The 15,144-nt window shown below is 63.0% G+C and carries 17 protein-coding genes; 8 read left to right on the top strand and 9 right to left on the bottom strand.

Annotation, left to right across the window (positions count from 1 at the left end; all coding sequences use genetic code 11):
* The first annotated feature begins 51 nt into the window (after positions 1-51).
* Positions 52-1,014, top strand: a complete 963-nt coding sequence (locus tag MOD31_RS09430; protein ID WP_250820421.1) for a glycosyltransferase family 9 protein — start codon at positions 52-54, stop codon at positions 1,012-1,014.
* Positions 1,015-1,056: 42 nt separating this feature from the next.
* Here MOD31_RS09430 and MOD31_RS09425 read toward each other — a convergent pair whose 3' ends face one another.
* The gene (locus MOD31_RS09425; RefSeq protein ID WP_250820420.1) at positions 1,057-1,833 is read right to left on the bottom strand and encodes a sigma-70 family RNA polymerase sigma factor; all 777 of its coding nucleotides are present in this window, start codon (positions 1,831-1,833) and stop codon (positions 1,057-1,059) included.
* A gap of 141 nt (positions 1,834-1,974) precedes the next feature.
* On the opposite strand from MOD31_RS09425, the gene MOD31_RS09420 reads away from it, so the two are divergent.
* A complete protein-coding gene (locus MOD31_RS09420; RefSeq protein WP_250820419.1) occupies positions 1,975-2,394 on the top strand; it encodes a hypothetical protein in 420 nt (139 codons plus the stop codon).
* A 54-nt stretch (positions 2,395-2,448) separates the two neighbouring features.
* The gene (locus MOD31_RS09415; RefSeq protein ID WP_250820418.1) at positions 2,449-2,715 is read left to right on the top strand and encodes an ANTAR domain-containing protein; all 267 of its coding nucleotides are present in this window, start codon (positions 2,449-2,451) and stop codon (positions 2,713-2,715) included.
* A gap of 30 nt (positions 2,716-2,745) precedes the next feature.
* On the opposite strand, the gene MOD31_RS09410 is transcribed toward MOD31_RS09415, so the two are convergent.
* The 3 genes from MOD31_RS09410 to MOD31_RS09400 form a co-directional block, all read right to left on the bottom strand.
* On the bottom strand, positions 2,746-3,141 hold the full coding sequence (locus MOD31_RS09410; RefSeq protein ID WP_142937211.1) for a DUF1761 domain-containing protein: 396 nt from the start codon (positions 3,139-3,141) through the stop codon (positions 2,746-2,748).
* A gap of 80 nt (positions 3,142-3,221) precedes the next feature.
* Entirely contained in the window at positions 3,222-4,103 is an 882-nt protein-coding gene (locus MOD31_RS09405; protein ID WP_250820417.1) for a helix-turn-helix domain-containing protein, read from the bottom strand.
* Positions 4,104-4,231: 128 nt separating this feature from the next.
* Entirely contained in the window at positions 4,232-5,077 is an 846-nt protein-coding gene (locus tag MOD31_RS09400; RefSeq protein WP_142937213.1) for an HAD family hydrolase, read from the bottom strand.
* Positions 5,078-5,296: 219 nt separating this feature from the next.
* Between MOD31_RS09400 and MOD31_RS09395 the strand changes: the two genes are divergently transcribed.
* The gene (locus tag MOD31_RS09395) at positions 5,297-6,325 is read left to right on the top strand and encodes a hypothetical protein (RefSeq protein WP_250820416.1); all 1,029 of its coding nucleotides are present in this window, start codon (positions 5,297-5,299) and stop codon (positions 6,323-6,325) included.
* 29 nt (positions 6,326-6,354) lie between these two features.
* On the opposite strand, the gene serS is transcribed toward MOD31_RS09395, so the two are convergent.
* Positions 6,355-7,635: a serine--tRNA ligase gene (gene serS, locus MOD31_RS09390; protein WP_166842675.1), complete on the bottom strand. Its 1,281-nt coding sequence runs from the start codon at positions 7,633-7,635 to the stop codon at positions 6,355-6,357.
* Positions 7,636-7,747: 112 nt separating this feature from the next.
* Here serS and MOD31_RS09385 point away from each other — a divergent pair, with 112 nt between their 5' ends.
* Positions 7,748-8,809, top strand: a complete 1,062-nt coding sequence (locus MOD31_RS09385) for a diacylglycerol kinase family protein (RefSeq protein ID WP_142937216.1) — start codon at positions 7,748-7,750, stop codon at positions 8,807-8,809.
* Here the strand turns inward: MOD31_RS09385 and MOD31_RS09380 are convergent.
* The 3 genes from MOD31_RS09380 to MOD31_RS09370 all read right to left on the bottom strand — a co-directional run bounded on the left by MOD31_RS09380 (position 8,806) and on the right by MOD31_RS09370 (position 10,433).
* Positions 8,806-9,036, bottom strand: a complete 231-nt coding sequence (locus tag MOD31_RS09380; protein WP_142937217.1) for a hypothetical protein — start codon at positions 9,034-9,036, stop codon at positions 8,806-8,808. The genes MOD31_RS09385 and MOD31_RS09380 overlap by 4 nt on opposite strands.
* Positions 9,037-9,141: 105 nt before the next feature.
* A complete protein-coding gene (gene pheA / locus MOD31_RS09375; RefSeq protein ID WP_250820415.1) occupies positions 9,142-10,074 on the bottom strand; it encodes a prephenate dehydratase in 933 nt (310 codons plus the stop codon).
* Positions 10,075-10,106: 32 nt separating this feature from the next.
* On the bottom strand, positions 10,107-10,433 hold the full coding sequence (locus MOD31_RS09370) for a rhodanese-like domain-containing protein (protein WP_142937219.1): 327 nt from the start codon (positions 10,431-10,433) through the stop codon (positions 10,107-10,109).
* A 175-nt stretch (positions 10,434-10,608) separates the two neighbouring features.
* On the opposite strand from MOD31_RS09370, the gene MOD31_RS09365 reads away from it, so the two are divergent.
* Genes MOD31_RS09365 through MOD31_RS09355 form a run of 3 tightly spaced genes read left to right on the top strand, consistent with a single transcriptional unit; the run spans position 10,609 to position 14,335 of the window.
* Positions 10,609-11,352, top strand: a complete 744-nt coding sequence (locus MOD31_RS09365) for a peptidase E (RefSeq protein ID WP_142937220.1) — start codon at positions 10,609-10,611, stop codon at positions 11,350-11,352.
* 7 nt (positions 11,353-11,359) lie between these two features.
* Positions 11,360-12,781, top strand: a complete 1,422-nt coding sequence (locus tag MOD31_RS09360; RefSeq protein ID WP_374206984.1) for an amidase — start codon at positions 11,360-11,362, stop codon at positions 12,779-12,781.
* A gap of 54 nt (positions 12,782-12,835) precedes the next feature.
* Positions 12,836-14,335 (top strand): peptide MFS transporter, encoded by a 1,500-nt coding sequence (locus MOD31_RS09355; RefSeq protein ID WP_250820414.1) that lies wholly within the window; start codon positions 12,836-12,838, stop codon positions 14,333-14,335.
* 92 nt (positions 14,336-14,427) lie between these two features.
* On the opposite strand, the gene MOD31_RS09350 is transcribed toward MOD31_RS09355, so the two are convergent.
* Positions 14,428-15,099 carry a DUF4190 domain-containing protein gene (locus tag MOD31_RS09350; protein ID WP_250820413.1) on the bottom strand — a complete coding sequence of 224 codons (672 nt, stop codon included), beginning with the start codon at positions 15,097-15,099 and terminating at the stop codon, positions 14,428-14,430.
* Positions 15,100-15,144 lie beyond the last annotated feature (45 nt).

Below are 15,144 nucleotides of genomic sequence, written 5' to 3'. Positions count from 1 at the left end.
AATGCGGCCCCGAGAAGTTTCCTGCAGCTAGACTCCTAGCGGGAGGCCTCCTTGGACACAGTTTTGGACAGTGACGAGAACAACCATCAGCCGCTACTGCTTGCCTTGCGCGCCCTGAAATTGGGGGACCTACTGGTTGCCGTCCCGGCACTGCGGGGCTTGCGCCGGGCGTTCCCCGAGCACCGGATCTTGTACGCCGCGCCTGCATGGATTGCCGAGGCTTTGGAGTTGGTGGGCGGCATTCACCTCCTGCCAACCCCAGGGCTCGATGACCCCCTGACAGTTCCCCGGGGCGCTGTGGACATCGCCGTGAACCTGCACGGAAACGGCGCTGAAAGCCGTTTGCGGATTGACGAACTCCAAGCCAACCGGGTGGTGTCGCATGCTTCACACGGCACTGAAGGGCCTGAATGGATCACCGGCATACCGGAGCGCGAGCGCTGGACGAGGCTGCTCGACTGGCACGGTATCGACGCCGATCCCCTGGACTATCGGCTGAACCGTCCCGCGATTTCGTCGCCGCGTCCCGGCGCCACCGTTGTGCACGTGGGGGCGGCCTATGGCAGCAGGCTGTGGCCGGTGGAACGGTTCGCTGAGGTTGCTGTGGAACTTGCCGCGGGCGGGCACGAGGTAGTTCTCACAGGAGGCACGTCAGAGCGCGGGCGCGCTGAGGAGACCGCAGCGTTTGCCAAACTCAAAGGAGTAAATCTCGACGACGGATTGCTGGCCGGGCGGCAAGGTCTCGCCGAATTTGCGGCCACCATCGCCGAGGCCCGCCTCGTGATCTCAGCAGATACCGGCGCGGCGCATCTCGCGTCCGCGTATGAGCGCCCCTCGGTAGTGCTGTTCGGCCCGGCGCCCGCCGAAGAGTGGGGGCCGCCGCCCGGACCGCACGTGGTGCTGACCGCCGTCGAACTCCGCCGTGGTGATGTGTTTTCAGCGGATCCCGATCCGGCGCTTTTGGCCGTCAGTGTCCGCGACGTTGTGAACGCAGTGGAGGGGCTGCGCTGTTAGAAACCCGCTTCCGGCGGTAACCCGGGTTGTCATTCCAGGCTTTTAGGGCGCCGTCCCGTCCTGCAGTTGGGCTTCTTCGTCCAACAGTTGTGTTTGGAGGGACACCAGGATTTTGGAGAGCTTGCGCGACACCTGCATCTGCGACATTCCCAACCCCTCCGCGATGGTGGACTGCGTTTCCTCCCGGTAATAGCGTCGGTACAGCAAGTGCCGGTCCTCAGCGCTCAGGCCGCGGATGGCGTTGCGCAGAGCCAGCACGTCCTCCAGCCGATCCGTGGGGCAGCCGAACGCTGAAAGCGATCCTTGGAGACCATCACGCCCCTCGGACGCGGGCACGTCGAGGGAATCCGGGCGCTTGCTGGTGCCGGCCAAGAGTGCTTCGCGGGCCTGGCACGGCTCCAACTGCAAATCTTCGGCCACCTCCTCCGGAGAGGGGGTGCGTTGGAGTGTTTGGGTCAATTCCTCCGTCCGGGCCAGCACTTGGCGCCGGACATCCTGGATGATCCGTGGTGGGCGGACCACCCAGCAATGGTCGCGGAGGTAGCGTTTTACCTCACCCGCGATGGTAGGTGCGGCGTAGGCGGGAAAACTGACCCCTTTTGCCTCGTCATAGCCGCGCGCCGCCTTGATGAGGCCCATGTACGCCACCTGCCTGACGTCGTCGAGGTCGTGAGTGTGGGCGGAATATCTGGCGGCTATGGACTTTGCCAGATTGAGGTGGTCCAGGACCAGGCTGTCCTGAAAGCTCTGGCGGATTCTGCCTTCCGGCGCATGGGTGGGGGGACGTGTGGGGACGCCAAAGGGTGGGATCTGTCGCATGGGGCTTCAATCCTCGGACCTGCTGGTTAGGGTGAGCCCACGGCAAGACTCCTTAAAAAGAGAAGCACACTTACTATTAGCTTTCAACGGGTTCTCGGGGTTAGTCTCGAAAGGTAGCCAAATCAGGGATTGGAGTTCCGCATGGAAGAACCTCAGCTCGCCGAGCCGACTACAGTCGTGGCCGATATCCAAGACCTGCTGCTCGATACCCCTGACGTTGAAGCCTTCCTGGAGGAGCTGGCCAGGCACTCGGCCGGCATGTTCAGCACCCCCGGAAACGAGGTCTACTGCGGCATCACGCTCATGCGACACCGCTCCGCCGGGACGGTGGCCAGCAGCGGTGAGCGCGCCCGGATACTGGATGAACTGCAGTACAACTTCGACGACGGGCCGTGCTTGCGTGCCTGCCGTGAAATCACCCAAGTGCACATACCTGATTTCGCCAAAGACAACACCTGGCCGGAGTACAACAAGATCGTCACTGAACACGGCATCCGGTCCGTCTTGGCAGTGCCATTCCCCCTCAGTGATGACACTGCAAGGGCTGGCCTCAACCTCTAATCCGAACACCCCAATGCCTTCGACCAAGCCGCCCTGCAGCGCGCCAACGACTACGTGCAGCAGGCGTCCAAGGGCCTGCGCCTGGCTGTCCTGATCGCCGAGCACAGCCAGACAGCCAACAACCTCCGGGCAGCCATGGAATCCCGTACCGTGATCGACGTGGCAACAGGGATCATCATCGCGCAGAACCGCTGTACCCAGGAGGAAGCGATTGAACTCATCAAGAAAGCCTCCAGCAACCGGAACGTCAAGCTCCGGGTAGTTGCGCAGGCCATTGTTGAATCGGCGGGCGGCGGGACCGTTCAGACATACTTCAAGTAACGCTGCTGCTTTGAGGCGCCACCCCAGCTCCTAGCCCTGCATCGCGCCTATGATGGCGCCCATGGCGGTGAACGTGACTACGTTGTAGCTGGCATTGATAGCGAACAGAGTCAGGCTTCGGCGTTCGAACAGGTAGTTCACGCCGAGCGCTGTTGCTACCCATCCCAGTCCAGCGGCCAGGCCGGCGAAGGTTCCGAATGCGAGCCCACCACGGCCAATGAACGCGGCCAGGAAAACAGCCATCACCACGGCAAGAAGGAACGAGCCCACAAAGACGCGAACCGTTCCGGACTTCAGCTGCTCATCGCTGACACCGGCCGCCTTTTGCCATGGCTTGGCGAACAGCAGCGAGTACCAGAGTCCGCCGACCACGAACGTCGCCAGCGCAGCCAACAGCACGGCGAGCCAATTGATCTGAAGGTCCATCGCTGTCCTCTCAAGAGCGGGTAGATCCTGAGATGACTGTAAGTGCTTCAGCCCGCGGGGTCTTGTAAAAAAACCGCAGGCTAGCTGGTGACTTCCTCCAGCGGGACGAACGTGGCGTACTCCGCACCATAGCTCTGCACCACCTGCAGGTACTCCGTTGGCGTGTACCCACTGAAGCGCCTGAAGGACCGGATCAGGTGCGGCTGATCGTAATAGTCGGCCAAATGAAGAAGCTCGCGGCCCGGCACCGAGCCCTTCGGCAGGGCCGCCGCTTGGTTCACCATCCTGTTGAAGCGGCATACATCCGAATACGCTTTTGCCGTGGCTCCGCAGTCCCGCATCATGATCCGCTCCAGCGTGGACGGGCTGACACCCAGATCCTTGGCCAGCACGCCGATCGCTACGTCCTCCTGCGCCAGGATTTCTGTAGCTTTCTCCACCCTGGGATCCGCCCGGTAGCTGGGCCTTAGCCGTTGGTGGAGGAAGGTGCTCAGGGCCCCGAACGCCTGCTCGGGTTCCGCGTCGGTGAGGTGCGTGCGTAGTTCCGAAAAACCCGGGAATACAGTCTCGGCGTCCACCACACGGTTCTGAAACACCGACGGCGGTTGGCTGGTGAACGCTGCCAGTCCGTAGGGGGTCAGGCGGGCACCAACGTTGAAGAGCTGGGCCGGGTTCTCACTGATCAGGTAGCTACGCTGAAGGCCCGCGTAGAAACCCGTGGACACTTCAGTTGAGCCGGCTTCCGTCCGGGTGGTGCCCGTGCCGGCTTCCGGGACGTTGCCGGCTATGCCTGTTTCCGGCGGGCTGATGAGCCTGTAAGGGTCGGAGAGGTTCAGGATCAGGTGCGCAGACGGCCCGGGGAGGATCTTCTCGTACCTTGCCTGCGGCTCAGCGCGGACAAACCACAGCCCGGTGACGAACGGCTGCAGCCCGGGAGGTGGTGGGCATTCTTCATAGAACACAGGCCCAGTCTAGGCAGCTCAGCGACTCGGAGCCCGCCTTTGTTCGCAACCCCCGCCGCTCAGCGGTGAGGGTTGCGAACCGGAGGTGTGTTGGCCACAGCGGTTCGCCCGGCTAAGACGAGCGGCAGTTAGAGGAGGCTGCGCAAAACCTGTGCCGCGCCGTCGTCGAGCACTGAAGCGGTGACCTCATCCGCGACGGCAATGACCTCGTCAGGCGCCTGGCCCATGGCAACGCCGCGGCCGGCCCACGTGAGCATCTCGATGTCGTTGCGGCCATCGCCCACGGCAACCGTGTTGGCCTGGTCCGTTCCGAGCTTGTGGCGCAGAACCTCCAAGGCGCTGGCCTTGGTGACGCCCTCGGCTGCGATGTCCAGCCAGGCGGTCCATCCCACCGAGTACGTCACGCCGGAAAGTCCGATGTGCCTGATGGCCTCATTGAACTCATCCGAGGTGTTCTCGCTGCTGAAGACCACTACGCGGACTGCCGTGGCATCCAACATGGTCTGGAAGTCGACGCCGATGGACTCCACACCGAAACTGGCATCCTGGAAGCGCTCCGTGGAGAGGAAGTTTCCGTCCTCATCCTCCAGGGCGTACTTGGCGTTGGGCAGCCGTTCCCGCAAGGCCTTCAGAGCCGGAGCGGGGTCGAACGTTGCCTTATGGATGATCTCGTAACCCTTCTCCAACGACGGATCAAGGCGGAGGGTCACACCACCGTTACAGCACACGGCGTAGCCTCGCTCGAGGCCGATCTTCTGGATGATGGGAAGCGTCGCATTGAGCGAGCGGCCGGTGGCAATCATGACGTCGTGGCCGCTTGCAACCACAGCCTGGGCGGCGGAGCGAACTCCCTCCGACATGTGGCCGTCGTGGTCCACGAGTGTGCCGTCCACGTCCAATGCCACCATGTACTTGTTGTTGTTATTTGGCTGGTCATCGATGCCAGCAACTGGAGTATCAGTCAAAATAGTCATACTTACAGTAGAGCAGACACCCCGGACACTGAACTAGGACCGGCGCCACAGCTGCGCGTTAACGCACGGTGAATACCTGTTCCGAGTTTCACCCTCTACCGGACAATTCACCCCCGCATCCGCCGGTGAATTGTCCACATAACGGTGAACAACCGAACCCTTTCCACATAGCCCTACTGAGCGGGAGTCACGTGAATCCCTGTGCAGCAACAGTGGTCCATGGACTATCAGAACGAATTCATAGTGGCTGCCCGGCATGAACTGGAAACAGGTGCATCGCGGCAGCTCAGCAGACGGTACAAGAAGGGTGAGCTTGTCCGGGTACGCCAGGGCGTATACGTGGACAAACAGCATTGGCTCGCGCTCAAACCCTGGGATCGATACGCCGCAACCGCACGGGCCGTGGCAGCGGAGAACCCTTCCGCGGAGTTTTGCTTCGAAACAGCCGCGTTGCTCTGGGGACTGCAAATGTTCGGCGTTCCATCGCACATCCACCTTGCCAACGCCTCGCGCGGGCATGCCGGCGCTCGAAAGCCGACCACCAGCGCAGCCACCCTGGATTCCTCGGGAACCAGCGGTCTGGAGCGGATCCGCGGATATGGCATTTACCGGCACTACTATTCAACCGACACCGTGTACCTGCGCGGGTTGCGACTCACAGGACTGGCGCGAACGGCCGTTGATGTCCTGGCCAGGGGTTCGTTCACCAAGGGCGTCACCTTGGCCGATCACGCGATCAGTGCAGCAAGGTTTCCGTCGCTTTTCATGAGCAAAGCGGCACTTAGCGCGGCAGCCGAGGGCCTTGCTTCCGAGGCCAAGAGACAACGCGTAGAGCACATTCTGAGCTTTGCTGACGAGAATTCCGGCTCCGCGGGCGAGTCGCTTAGCCGCGCCCAGATGCACCTTCTCGGCTTCCCTGCTCCGGAGTTGCAGTGCGAGTTCCGCGATGCCATGGGGTTCGTTGCCCGTACGGACTTCTTTTGGCGGGACCAACGAGTAATAGGAGAGTTCGACGGCGATGCAAAGTACTTGAGGGACGAGTATCTGGGTGGACAGAGCACCAGGGAAGCGGTCCTCGCCGAGAAGAAACGTGAGGACAGGCTGCGTGCTCTCGGGTTCAAAGTAGTGCGATGGGACTGGGCAACGGCCAACAATCCCGCCTTGTTCACGGCAAAACTCCTCGCGGCTGGGCTGACCCCGCAAAGAAACACCCTCCTACGGACAATTCACCCGCGCACTCGAGGGTGAATTGTCCGTAGGAGGGTGACAAGTGGAATCTAGAGAACCGGGAGAACCTCAAGGCCGCCAAGGTACTTCTGCAGCGCCTTGGGAACGTTGACGGAGCCGTCCGGGTTCTGGTGGTGCTCAAGGATGGCAACAATCCAGCGCGTGGTGGCCAGCGTGCCGTTCAGCGTGGCAACGGCTCGGGTTCCCTTGGCAACACCTTCGTCGTTGACCACGCGTTCCCGGATGTTGAGGCGACGCGCCTGGAACGTGGTGCAGTTGGAGGTGGAAGTGAGCTCGCGGTAGGCGTTCTGCGTGGGGACCCAGGCTTCACAGTCGAACTTGCGTGCCGCGGACATGCCCAGATCACCGGCAGCTGTATCGATCACGCGGTAAGGAAGCTCGCACTTTGCCAGCATTTCCTCTTCCCAAGCCAGCAGGCGCTCGTGCTCGGCAGCGGCTTCCTCCACAGTGGTGTAGATGAACATCTCCACCTTGTTGAACTGGTGCACGCGGATGATCCCCCGGGTGTCTTTGCCGTGGGAGCCGGCCTCGCGGCGGTAGCAGGAGCTCTGGCCTGCGTAGCGAATGGGGCCGGCAGAGAGGTCCAGGATCTCGTCTGCGTGGTAGCCCGCGAGGGCCACCTCCGAGGTTCCCACGAGGTAAAGGTCGTCTTCGGCGAGACGGTAGATCTCGGCGTCGTGCTTTACATCAAAACCGGTGCCCTGCATGGTCTCGGGGCGCACCAAAGTGGGGGTGATCATGGGGACGAAGCCGGCGTCAATCGCCTGCTCCATGGCCATCTGCAGCAGCGCCATTTCCAACCGTGCACCGACGCCGCGGAGGAAGTAGAAACGCGAGCCGGACACCTTGGCGCCACGCTCCATGTCAATGGCACCGATCAGCTCACCGATTTCCAGGTGGTCTTTCGGCTCAAAATCCTTGAACTCGCGGGGAGTGCCTACGGTCTTGACCACAACGTAGTCGTCCTCGCCGCCCTCGGGGACTCCGTCAACAACAAGGTTGGGGATGACCCGCAGCAACTCTTCCTGCTTGGCCTGCGCTGCGGCAGCCTCGGCGGAAGCGGCCTTGACCGAGTTGGCCAGCTCTTTGACCTCGGCCAGGAGGGCCTGCTTTTCTTCGCCCTTGGCCTGAGCCACCTTCTTGCCGAAAGCATTCTGCTCGGCACGCAGGGTTTCGTGGCGAATCAGCGCGGCACGGCGATCGGAGTCAGCGGAGATGATCGCGTCCACAACGGACTCGTCGGCGCCACGGGCGCGCTGGCTGGCCCGGAACTTGTCCGGATTTTCGCTGAGGTCTTTTACGTCGATCACCAGACAAGAGTATTCGAATCTGCCGCGGTTTTCCGGCCCGCAGCGGGCAAAGTCCCTCCGTCACGGGCGTGAGGCAAGAGGAGACTGCCCGGGAGGATAGTGTGGGAGCACCATGAGCGACTGGATCCTGTACCTGATTCTCGCTGGGGGCGTGGTTTTTGCCGTCTCCAGTTGGTGGGGTGTGCGCCGACTTAAAGCCCGCCACATCAGGAGCGCGGTCCGGGAGGACTCACACAAGCCCGGCCCTGGGGACCAGCGCGTGGCGGTCATCCTCAATCCGGTGAAAAACAACGCCGAAGAGGCCCGCCAAGCCATCATCGACGCCTGCGATCTAGCCGGCTGGGACCCGCCCAAGTTCTTTGAAACCACCGTGGACGACCCCGGTTACGGTCAGTCGCGCCAAGCGCTGGCGTACGGGGCCGACGTCGTTCTGGCGTGCGGCGGTGACGGTACGGTGCGCGTTGTGGCAGAGTCGCTGGCGCATAAGAACGTTGCCATGGGCCTTGTCCCGCTGGGCACCGGTAACCTGCTGGCCCGCAACGTGGATCTTGACGTGACCGACCTCGCTGACTGCATCCAGGTGGCGTTGTTCGGCAACCAGCGCTACATCGATACCGCCACCATGGGCGTGGATAACGACATCACGGGCGAGTCAGCGAAGCACACGTTCCTGGTCATCGCCGGCATGGGCCTGGACGCCGAGGTTGTGGGTGACACCAAGGAAGACCTGAAGAAGAGCGTTGGTTGGCTCGCCTATACGGAGGCAGGCGTCCGCCACCTGCCCGGGCGCCGCAAACGCGTCACCATCACCATGGACGACCAGCCCGAGCAGGCACGCAAGATCCGCAGTGTACTGTTTGCCAACTGTGGCCTGATTCCCGGCGGCATTGATTTCATCCCTCAGGCCATGATTGACGACGGAATGCTGGACATTGTGGTGATGAGTCCTCGCAGTGCTTTCGGCTGGCTCGCCATGTACACGAAGGTTTTGTTCAAGCACAAAGCGAACCTGCCGATGATGAGCTTCTACCGTTCAGGGAAGGTCATCATCCGCAGCCAGGAACCCATGGCCACCCAGCTGGACGGCGACCCCTCAGGCGAGGCGACAACCGTCACCGTGCAAGTGGAGCCGGCGTCCCTGCTGGTGCGGGTGCCGAAAGCCAAAACCGTTTAGAGAGCGCCGACGTCCGGTTTTGCAGCATCCCTCTCGGCTTCCTCAGTGGCCGCTTTGGCAGCAGCGCGGGCCTCAGCCTGCTCCTTGATCATCGCTTGTTCTTCTTCAAAGCGGAGTCGGTCAGCGCGATCAGCTTCATCGCCATTCCAGTCGTCCTGGTTATCGCCAGTGGGCTTCGGATTGACGATCATGCCCTGGCCGTCTTTGTCATCCCGGTGGACAGACATGACCGCTCCTTTCATTTGCCATTCATCCATCGTTTATGGATCAGGCAAGCATACGCACAGAAGCATTCTTGCGAAAGGGCAGACGCTCCGCCTGTGGATAGCGGGCTAGGAGCCCTTCAGGATTGAATCCACCCACGCGTGCGCCGAAGCGAAAGCAGCGTCAGAAGTGTGCGGAGCAACCACGGCCGGCTGCTTGTCGGCACGGGCATAGGAGCCCAGGAACCGGGTTGCCGGACTGATCCGGTGCAGGCCTGCAAGCGCGTCAGCCACCCGCGAATCAGTGGCGTGCCCATCAGCGTCGATGCTGAAAAAGTAGTGGCCCAGGTATTGTCCAGTGGGCCGCGATTCGATGCGGCTCAGGTTCACGCCGCGGGACGCGAATTGGTCCAGGATTTCCATGAGTGCGCCCGGGTGGTCCTCCGGCAGCGGCACCACCACGGTGGTCTTGTCCGCGCCCGTTCGGTCCGGAAGAAGGCCGGGCTTGCTCACCAGGATGAACCGGGTGACAGCCTCGGGGTTGTCGCCAATGTCCTCGGCCAAGACGTTGAGGCCGGGTTGTCCGGCAGCAACCAACGGGGCACAAATGGCTGCGTCATAGGGGGCGTCGTCCTCCAGCAGGCCCATGGCGGATGCCGCCGTCGAGGATCCGGGGACGTAATCGGCCTGCGGGAGGTGCTCATCCACCCACAGACGGCATTGCGCCCAGGCATGGCCGTGCGTCGAGATCCGCTTGATGTCCGAAAGCTCGACGCCGGGCCTCGCCACAAGCACGAAGGTAATGGGGACAAGGGCCTCACGGATGATCCGGAGCTCTTGGCCCGTGGCAATCGCGTCCAGCGTGGCAGTGACCCCGCCCTCCACCGAGTTCTCGATGGGCACCATGGCCGCGTCAGCCTCTCCGGACCGGACCCGATCCAGCGCCGTATTGACGTTGGTGCACGGGACTCGAGTGGCGTCGGCAGCCCCAGGGACCTGCATGAGGGCAGCTTCGGTGAAGGTGCCCTCGGGGCCGAGGAAGGTGTAGGTGACTGCTGACATCGGAGATATTCCTTGCTGGTTATATAAGCGGGTTACAGAACTACCGGCTTGAGCCCGTTATCCGAAACCATGGGTTTCCCCGCCTCAAACCACATGTCCATGCCACCGGCGACGTTCACGGCAGAATAGCCCTGCCCCACGAGCCACTGGACAGCGCGGAATGACCGGCCTCCGGTGCGGCAGATGACAAAGAGATCGTCATCCGGGTCAAGTTCGTCCAGGCGTGCCGGCAGCTGGTCCATGGGGATGTGCACTGCACCTTCCGCGTGCCCGGCCACCCATTCGTAGTCTTCGCGGACGTCCAGAATGCTGGCATCTGCCGGAATGTCGCCCACAGGTACGGTATCGAAGTCGCTCATGGCGTTCCCTTCCCATCGATTTAGTCCAGCATCCAGCCTAGTCCCCGATGCATGGCACCGTAACTTCACGGGACACCGCAACGCCACGGAAACACCTGCCCTTGCTTCCCGGCGCCAGGACGTTAAGACTGGGACGTAAGCGCCTTCCCACCCCCGGCCCGTTAGGAGTGCCCGAATGACCTCTGGACAAGCAACCATTCTGGCGACCTCCGGCGGCTACAAGCCGGGTGAGCGGACCCGGATCGAGTTCAACCACCTGATGCACTACGCAGTGGAGCTCTCGGGCGTCAGCGGCCGGGCACCCCGGGTGACACATATCGGGACTGCATCCGGTGATCAGCGCTGGTGGGCTGCGGAAATGGACCAGGCAGCACGCATTGCTGGGTTCGATTTCAGTCATCTCAACCTCTTCACCATGCCCAACATCGAGGACCCGGAAGCGCACCTCCTGGAGCAGGATGTTGTGTGGGTGAACGGCGGCTCGGTGGTGAACCTGCTGGCTGTGTGGCGGGCGCACGGACTGGACGGAATCCTGCGGAAGGCTTGGGAGAGCGGAGTGGTATTGGCTGGCGTTTCGGCAGGGTCCATCTGCTGGTATCAGGGTGGTGTGACCGATTCTTTCGGCCCGGAACTCAAGCCTGTCACCAATGCTCTGGGCTTCCTCCCCTACGCCAACGGCGTCCATTACGACTCCGAGTTGCGGCGCGCCCCGGCCATCCACAAGCTGGTGGCCAACGGCACGCTCGGCGAGACCCATTGCACGGACGACGGCGTCGGGCTGGTTTACCGGGGAACGGAACTGGTGGAGGTGGTGTCCGAAGTGAAGAACAAGGCTGCCTTCCGGGTGACAGCCGGCGCCGGCGAAAGCGTGGACGCTGTTGCTGTGGAGGAACGGTTGGAGCCACGATTCCTTGGTTGAGCCTCCCCTGCAAGAAATTTCGCAACTGACAGCCGTTGAGCTCCGCAATGCCCTCGCTGCGGGCGATCTCTCCGCCCGGGAAGCCGCCGAGCATTTCCTGCAGGCCATCGAATCGCGGAACAGGCAACTGGGTGCCTTCGTCACCGTCACGGCCGAACAGGCCCTCAAAGACGCCGCGGCTTCAGACGCGCTGCACGCAAGGCTGGCCCGGGAGGGCCGCCGCGAAGAACTCCCCGCCCTCCACGGCATGCCCACCGCCTTCAAGGACCTCACGGATGTGGCCGGCGTGCCCACCACGCACGGCAGCGCAGCCCTCGAGCACAAACCAGCTCCGGAGGACGGCGCCCTCGCAGCAACGTTGAAAGGGCAGGGCGTCATCTCGCTGGGTAAGACCCAGGTTCCGGAATTTGGACTTACGGCCTACAGCGAAAACCGGGTGGCACCGCCGTCGCGCAATCCGCACGCCTTGGGACGAAGCTCGGGCGGGTCGTCGGGCGGCAGCGCTGCCGCCGTAGCTGCGGGGCTGGTTCCGTTCGCGCCGGGTACCGACGGCGGCGGCTCCATCCGGATTCCAGCAGGCGCCTGCGGACTGGTGGGCCTAAAGCCGGGACGGGGCTTGGTGCCGGGCGGCGCCAGCGCGGGCGATGCCGCTAAATTGGTGGTTGCCGGGCCGCTCGCCCGGACCGCGGCAGACGCAGCACTGCTGATGGACGCGCTGGTCCCGCGGGATCAAGCGCCCGACGGCGGATACCTCGCCAATGTGGGGCAGGCCCCGGAGCCCTTGAGGATCGGGGTGAGCTTGGACAGCCCGTGGGCCGGTATCTACCCGTTCCAGATCGACGAAGAAGCAGCTGATGCCTTGGAGCTCGGGACCAAGCTGCTGGAAAAAGCCGGCCACAGCGTCACCGAGGCCGGCATCCGCTACGACAACCGCTATCCCGAAGCGTTCACAACAGCCTGGACTGCCGGCGTCGGGAGTGCCCGCATAGCACCCCAGCGTGAGGCGCTGCTGACCCCGTTGACCCGGACGTTCCGGCGTCGGGCGCAACAGCGGAGCGCCTCTAAAGTCAATGAAGCGCTGAGTTTCCTGCGGCAGTTCGAGCACGACACCTTGGCGCAGTACGCGGAGTGGGACCTGATCCTCATGCCCACTTTGGCGCAGACACCGCGGCCCATCGGCTGGTTTACCGGCGGCGGCCACAGCGGCGAGCCGTGGCCTAGCGAGTGGGCCGGCGATGCCGATGAGGACTACAAACGGCAGTGCGAGTACGCTCCGTGGTCCTCCATGGTGAACGTCTGTGGGCTCCCGGCCATCAGCATCCCGGTGCACACAACTGCCTCAGGGTTGCCCATGGGAATTCAGATTATCGGCCGGCCGGGATCTGAACTGCAACTTCTCCAGCTTGCAGCCGTCCTGGAGGCCCGGTAGCCAGCACGTCTAACATATGGAAAGTGGTTGCCCCGGGCATTGATCGATGTGACAATGCCCGCAGTCAGTGCCAGCATTGAGAAAATGAGCACACCTCAAACCACGGCTGAGTCCGCAAAGCCAGCGGGCGATACGTCATTCTTCGGCCACCCAAAGATGTTGGCCAGCCTCTTCTCCGTGGAAATGTGGGAGCGATTCTCCTTCTACGGCATGCAGGGAATCCTGCTCTACTACATGTACTTCACCGCCGAGCAGGGCGGTCTTTCCATCGACCAGGGGCTCGCTGCTGGTTTGGTGGGCGCGTACGGTGGTGGCGTTTACCTGTCGACGATCCTCGGCGCCTGGCTCGCCGACCGTCTCTTCGGCTCCGAAAAAGTTCTGTTCGGCTCGGCCATCATGATCATGGCCGGCCACATCGCACTGGCGCTGCTTCCGGGCGTTCCGGGCCTGATAGCGGGCCTGGTGCTCGTAGGTATCGGCTCCGGCGGCTTGAAAGCCAATGCCACGGCATTGGTGGGCACCCTCTATGGCGAGAAGGACGAGCGCCGCGACGCCGGCTTCTCCATCTTCTACATGGGCATTAACATCGGCGGGCTCATCGGCCCGCTGGTGACCGGCTGGCTGCAGACGAGCTACGGCTTCCACGTGGGCTTCGGCGCCGCAGCCGTGGGCATGGCCATCGGCCTGGTCATCTACGCGTTGGGCCGCAAAAGGCTCCCCGAGGAAGCGCACCGCGTTCCCAACCCGCTCCCGGCGAAGGACCGCACCAAGTATGGGCTCATCTTCCTGGCCATCCTGGTTGTCATCGGCGTACTGCTCGGAACGGGGCTCGTCAACGTCAACAACCTCGCCAGCAGCATGGCCTACGCCGCAATTGGCGCCGCTGTGATCTACCTGTTCCTGATCTTCCGAAGCCCGCTGGTCACCGGCATTGAGCGCAAGCGCGTGGTCGCCTTCATCCCCTTGTTCATTGCATCGGCCGGGTTCTGGGCACTGTTCCAGCAGCAATTCACCTTCATCGCCGTGTACTCGCAGGAGAAGCTGGACCGCAACCTGTTCGGCTGGGAAATGCCGGCCGCCTGGGTTCAGTCCATCAACCCGGTGTTCATCATCATCTTCGCCGGCGTCATGGCTGCCCTCTGGACGAAGCTGGGTTCCAAGCAGCCGAGTTCGCCGCTGAAGTTCTCCGCCGGCCTGTTCATCATGGGACTGGCATTCCTGGCGTTCATCCCGCTGGCCGGCGAGGGCAAAACTCCACTGCTGGCGCTTGTGGGCATCCTGTTCATGTTCACCTTGGCCGAACTGTTCCTTTCCCCCATCGGCCTGTCCGTGAGCACCAAGCTCGCCCCGCAGGCGTTCCACACCCAGATGGTGGCCTTGTTCTTCCTGTCCGTCTCACTCGGCACCACGCTGGCCGGCATCCTCGCCGGGCTGTACAACCCCCAGGACGAACTCCCGTACTTCCTGGGGATCGGCGGCGTTGCAGTGGTCCTGGCCGTTGGCTTGGCTGCGGCTACGCCCGCGATCAAGAAGCTGATGGGCGGCGTTCGCTAGGCTTCCCGGCACACGGCACGCAACCTTAACGACGGCGACCCTTGGGTCCGGTGGAAATCCCACCTGACGCAAGGGTCGCCGTCGTACGCGTCTTAGTAGTTGTAGCGGCCGCTGCTTGACGCGCCAATGGCGACGAAGAAGATGATGCCCAAGATGAGCGTCAGCGCCACGCCGAGGTAACCCATCACCAGGCCGGCGATCGCCATGCCCTTGCCTGCAGGCTCACGCTTCAGGGCGAGGTGGCCCAGAATCACGGCTGCAATCTGCGGGAGGATGAAGAACCCGAAGCCAACGTAGACGGCGATGCCACAGCACATGCTGGCAATGCTCAGGCCCTTGGGCTCGGCCTGCATGGCGTAGTAGGCGGGCTGGCCGTAGGGTGACTGCGGCTGACCGTAAGGCTGCTGGCCGTAGGGCTGCTGGTTGAACGCCTGCTGCTGGTACGGGCTGGGTGGCTGGCCGTAGGGCGAGGGGGGCTGTTGGCTGTAGTCGCCAGGCGTGTACGGGTTCTGGCCTTGCGAGCCCTGTTCGTAGGGCGGGATCGGCTGGGTGGCGTTGGCGCCGTACTCAGGCGTGCCGTACTCCGGCCCACTCTGCTCATGCGCATTTTGCTCAGGCCCACTCGGCTCCGGCGCGCTCCCGGCGGACGGGCTCTGGCTGTACGTGCCCGGCTCGGGCGCGCTGAACTGTGCGGGCGGGACGTACTGGGGCGGTTCGTAGCCCGCAGGCTTATCCTCGTTGCCCTTGGATGGCTGGTCTGACATAGGTATCCCCCTGGATGTGGTCTTTGGTCCCAACACTACCGCCGC

This window comes from Paenarthrobacter sp. TYUT067 (assembly GCF_023656375.1).
Lineage (GTDB): Bacteria > Actinomycetota > Actinomycetes > Actinomycetales > Micrococcaceae > Arthrobacter.
Note: the sequence above shows the minus strand (reverse complement) of the source record. Positions and strands in the feature narration are given on the sequence as shown.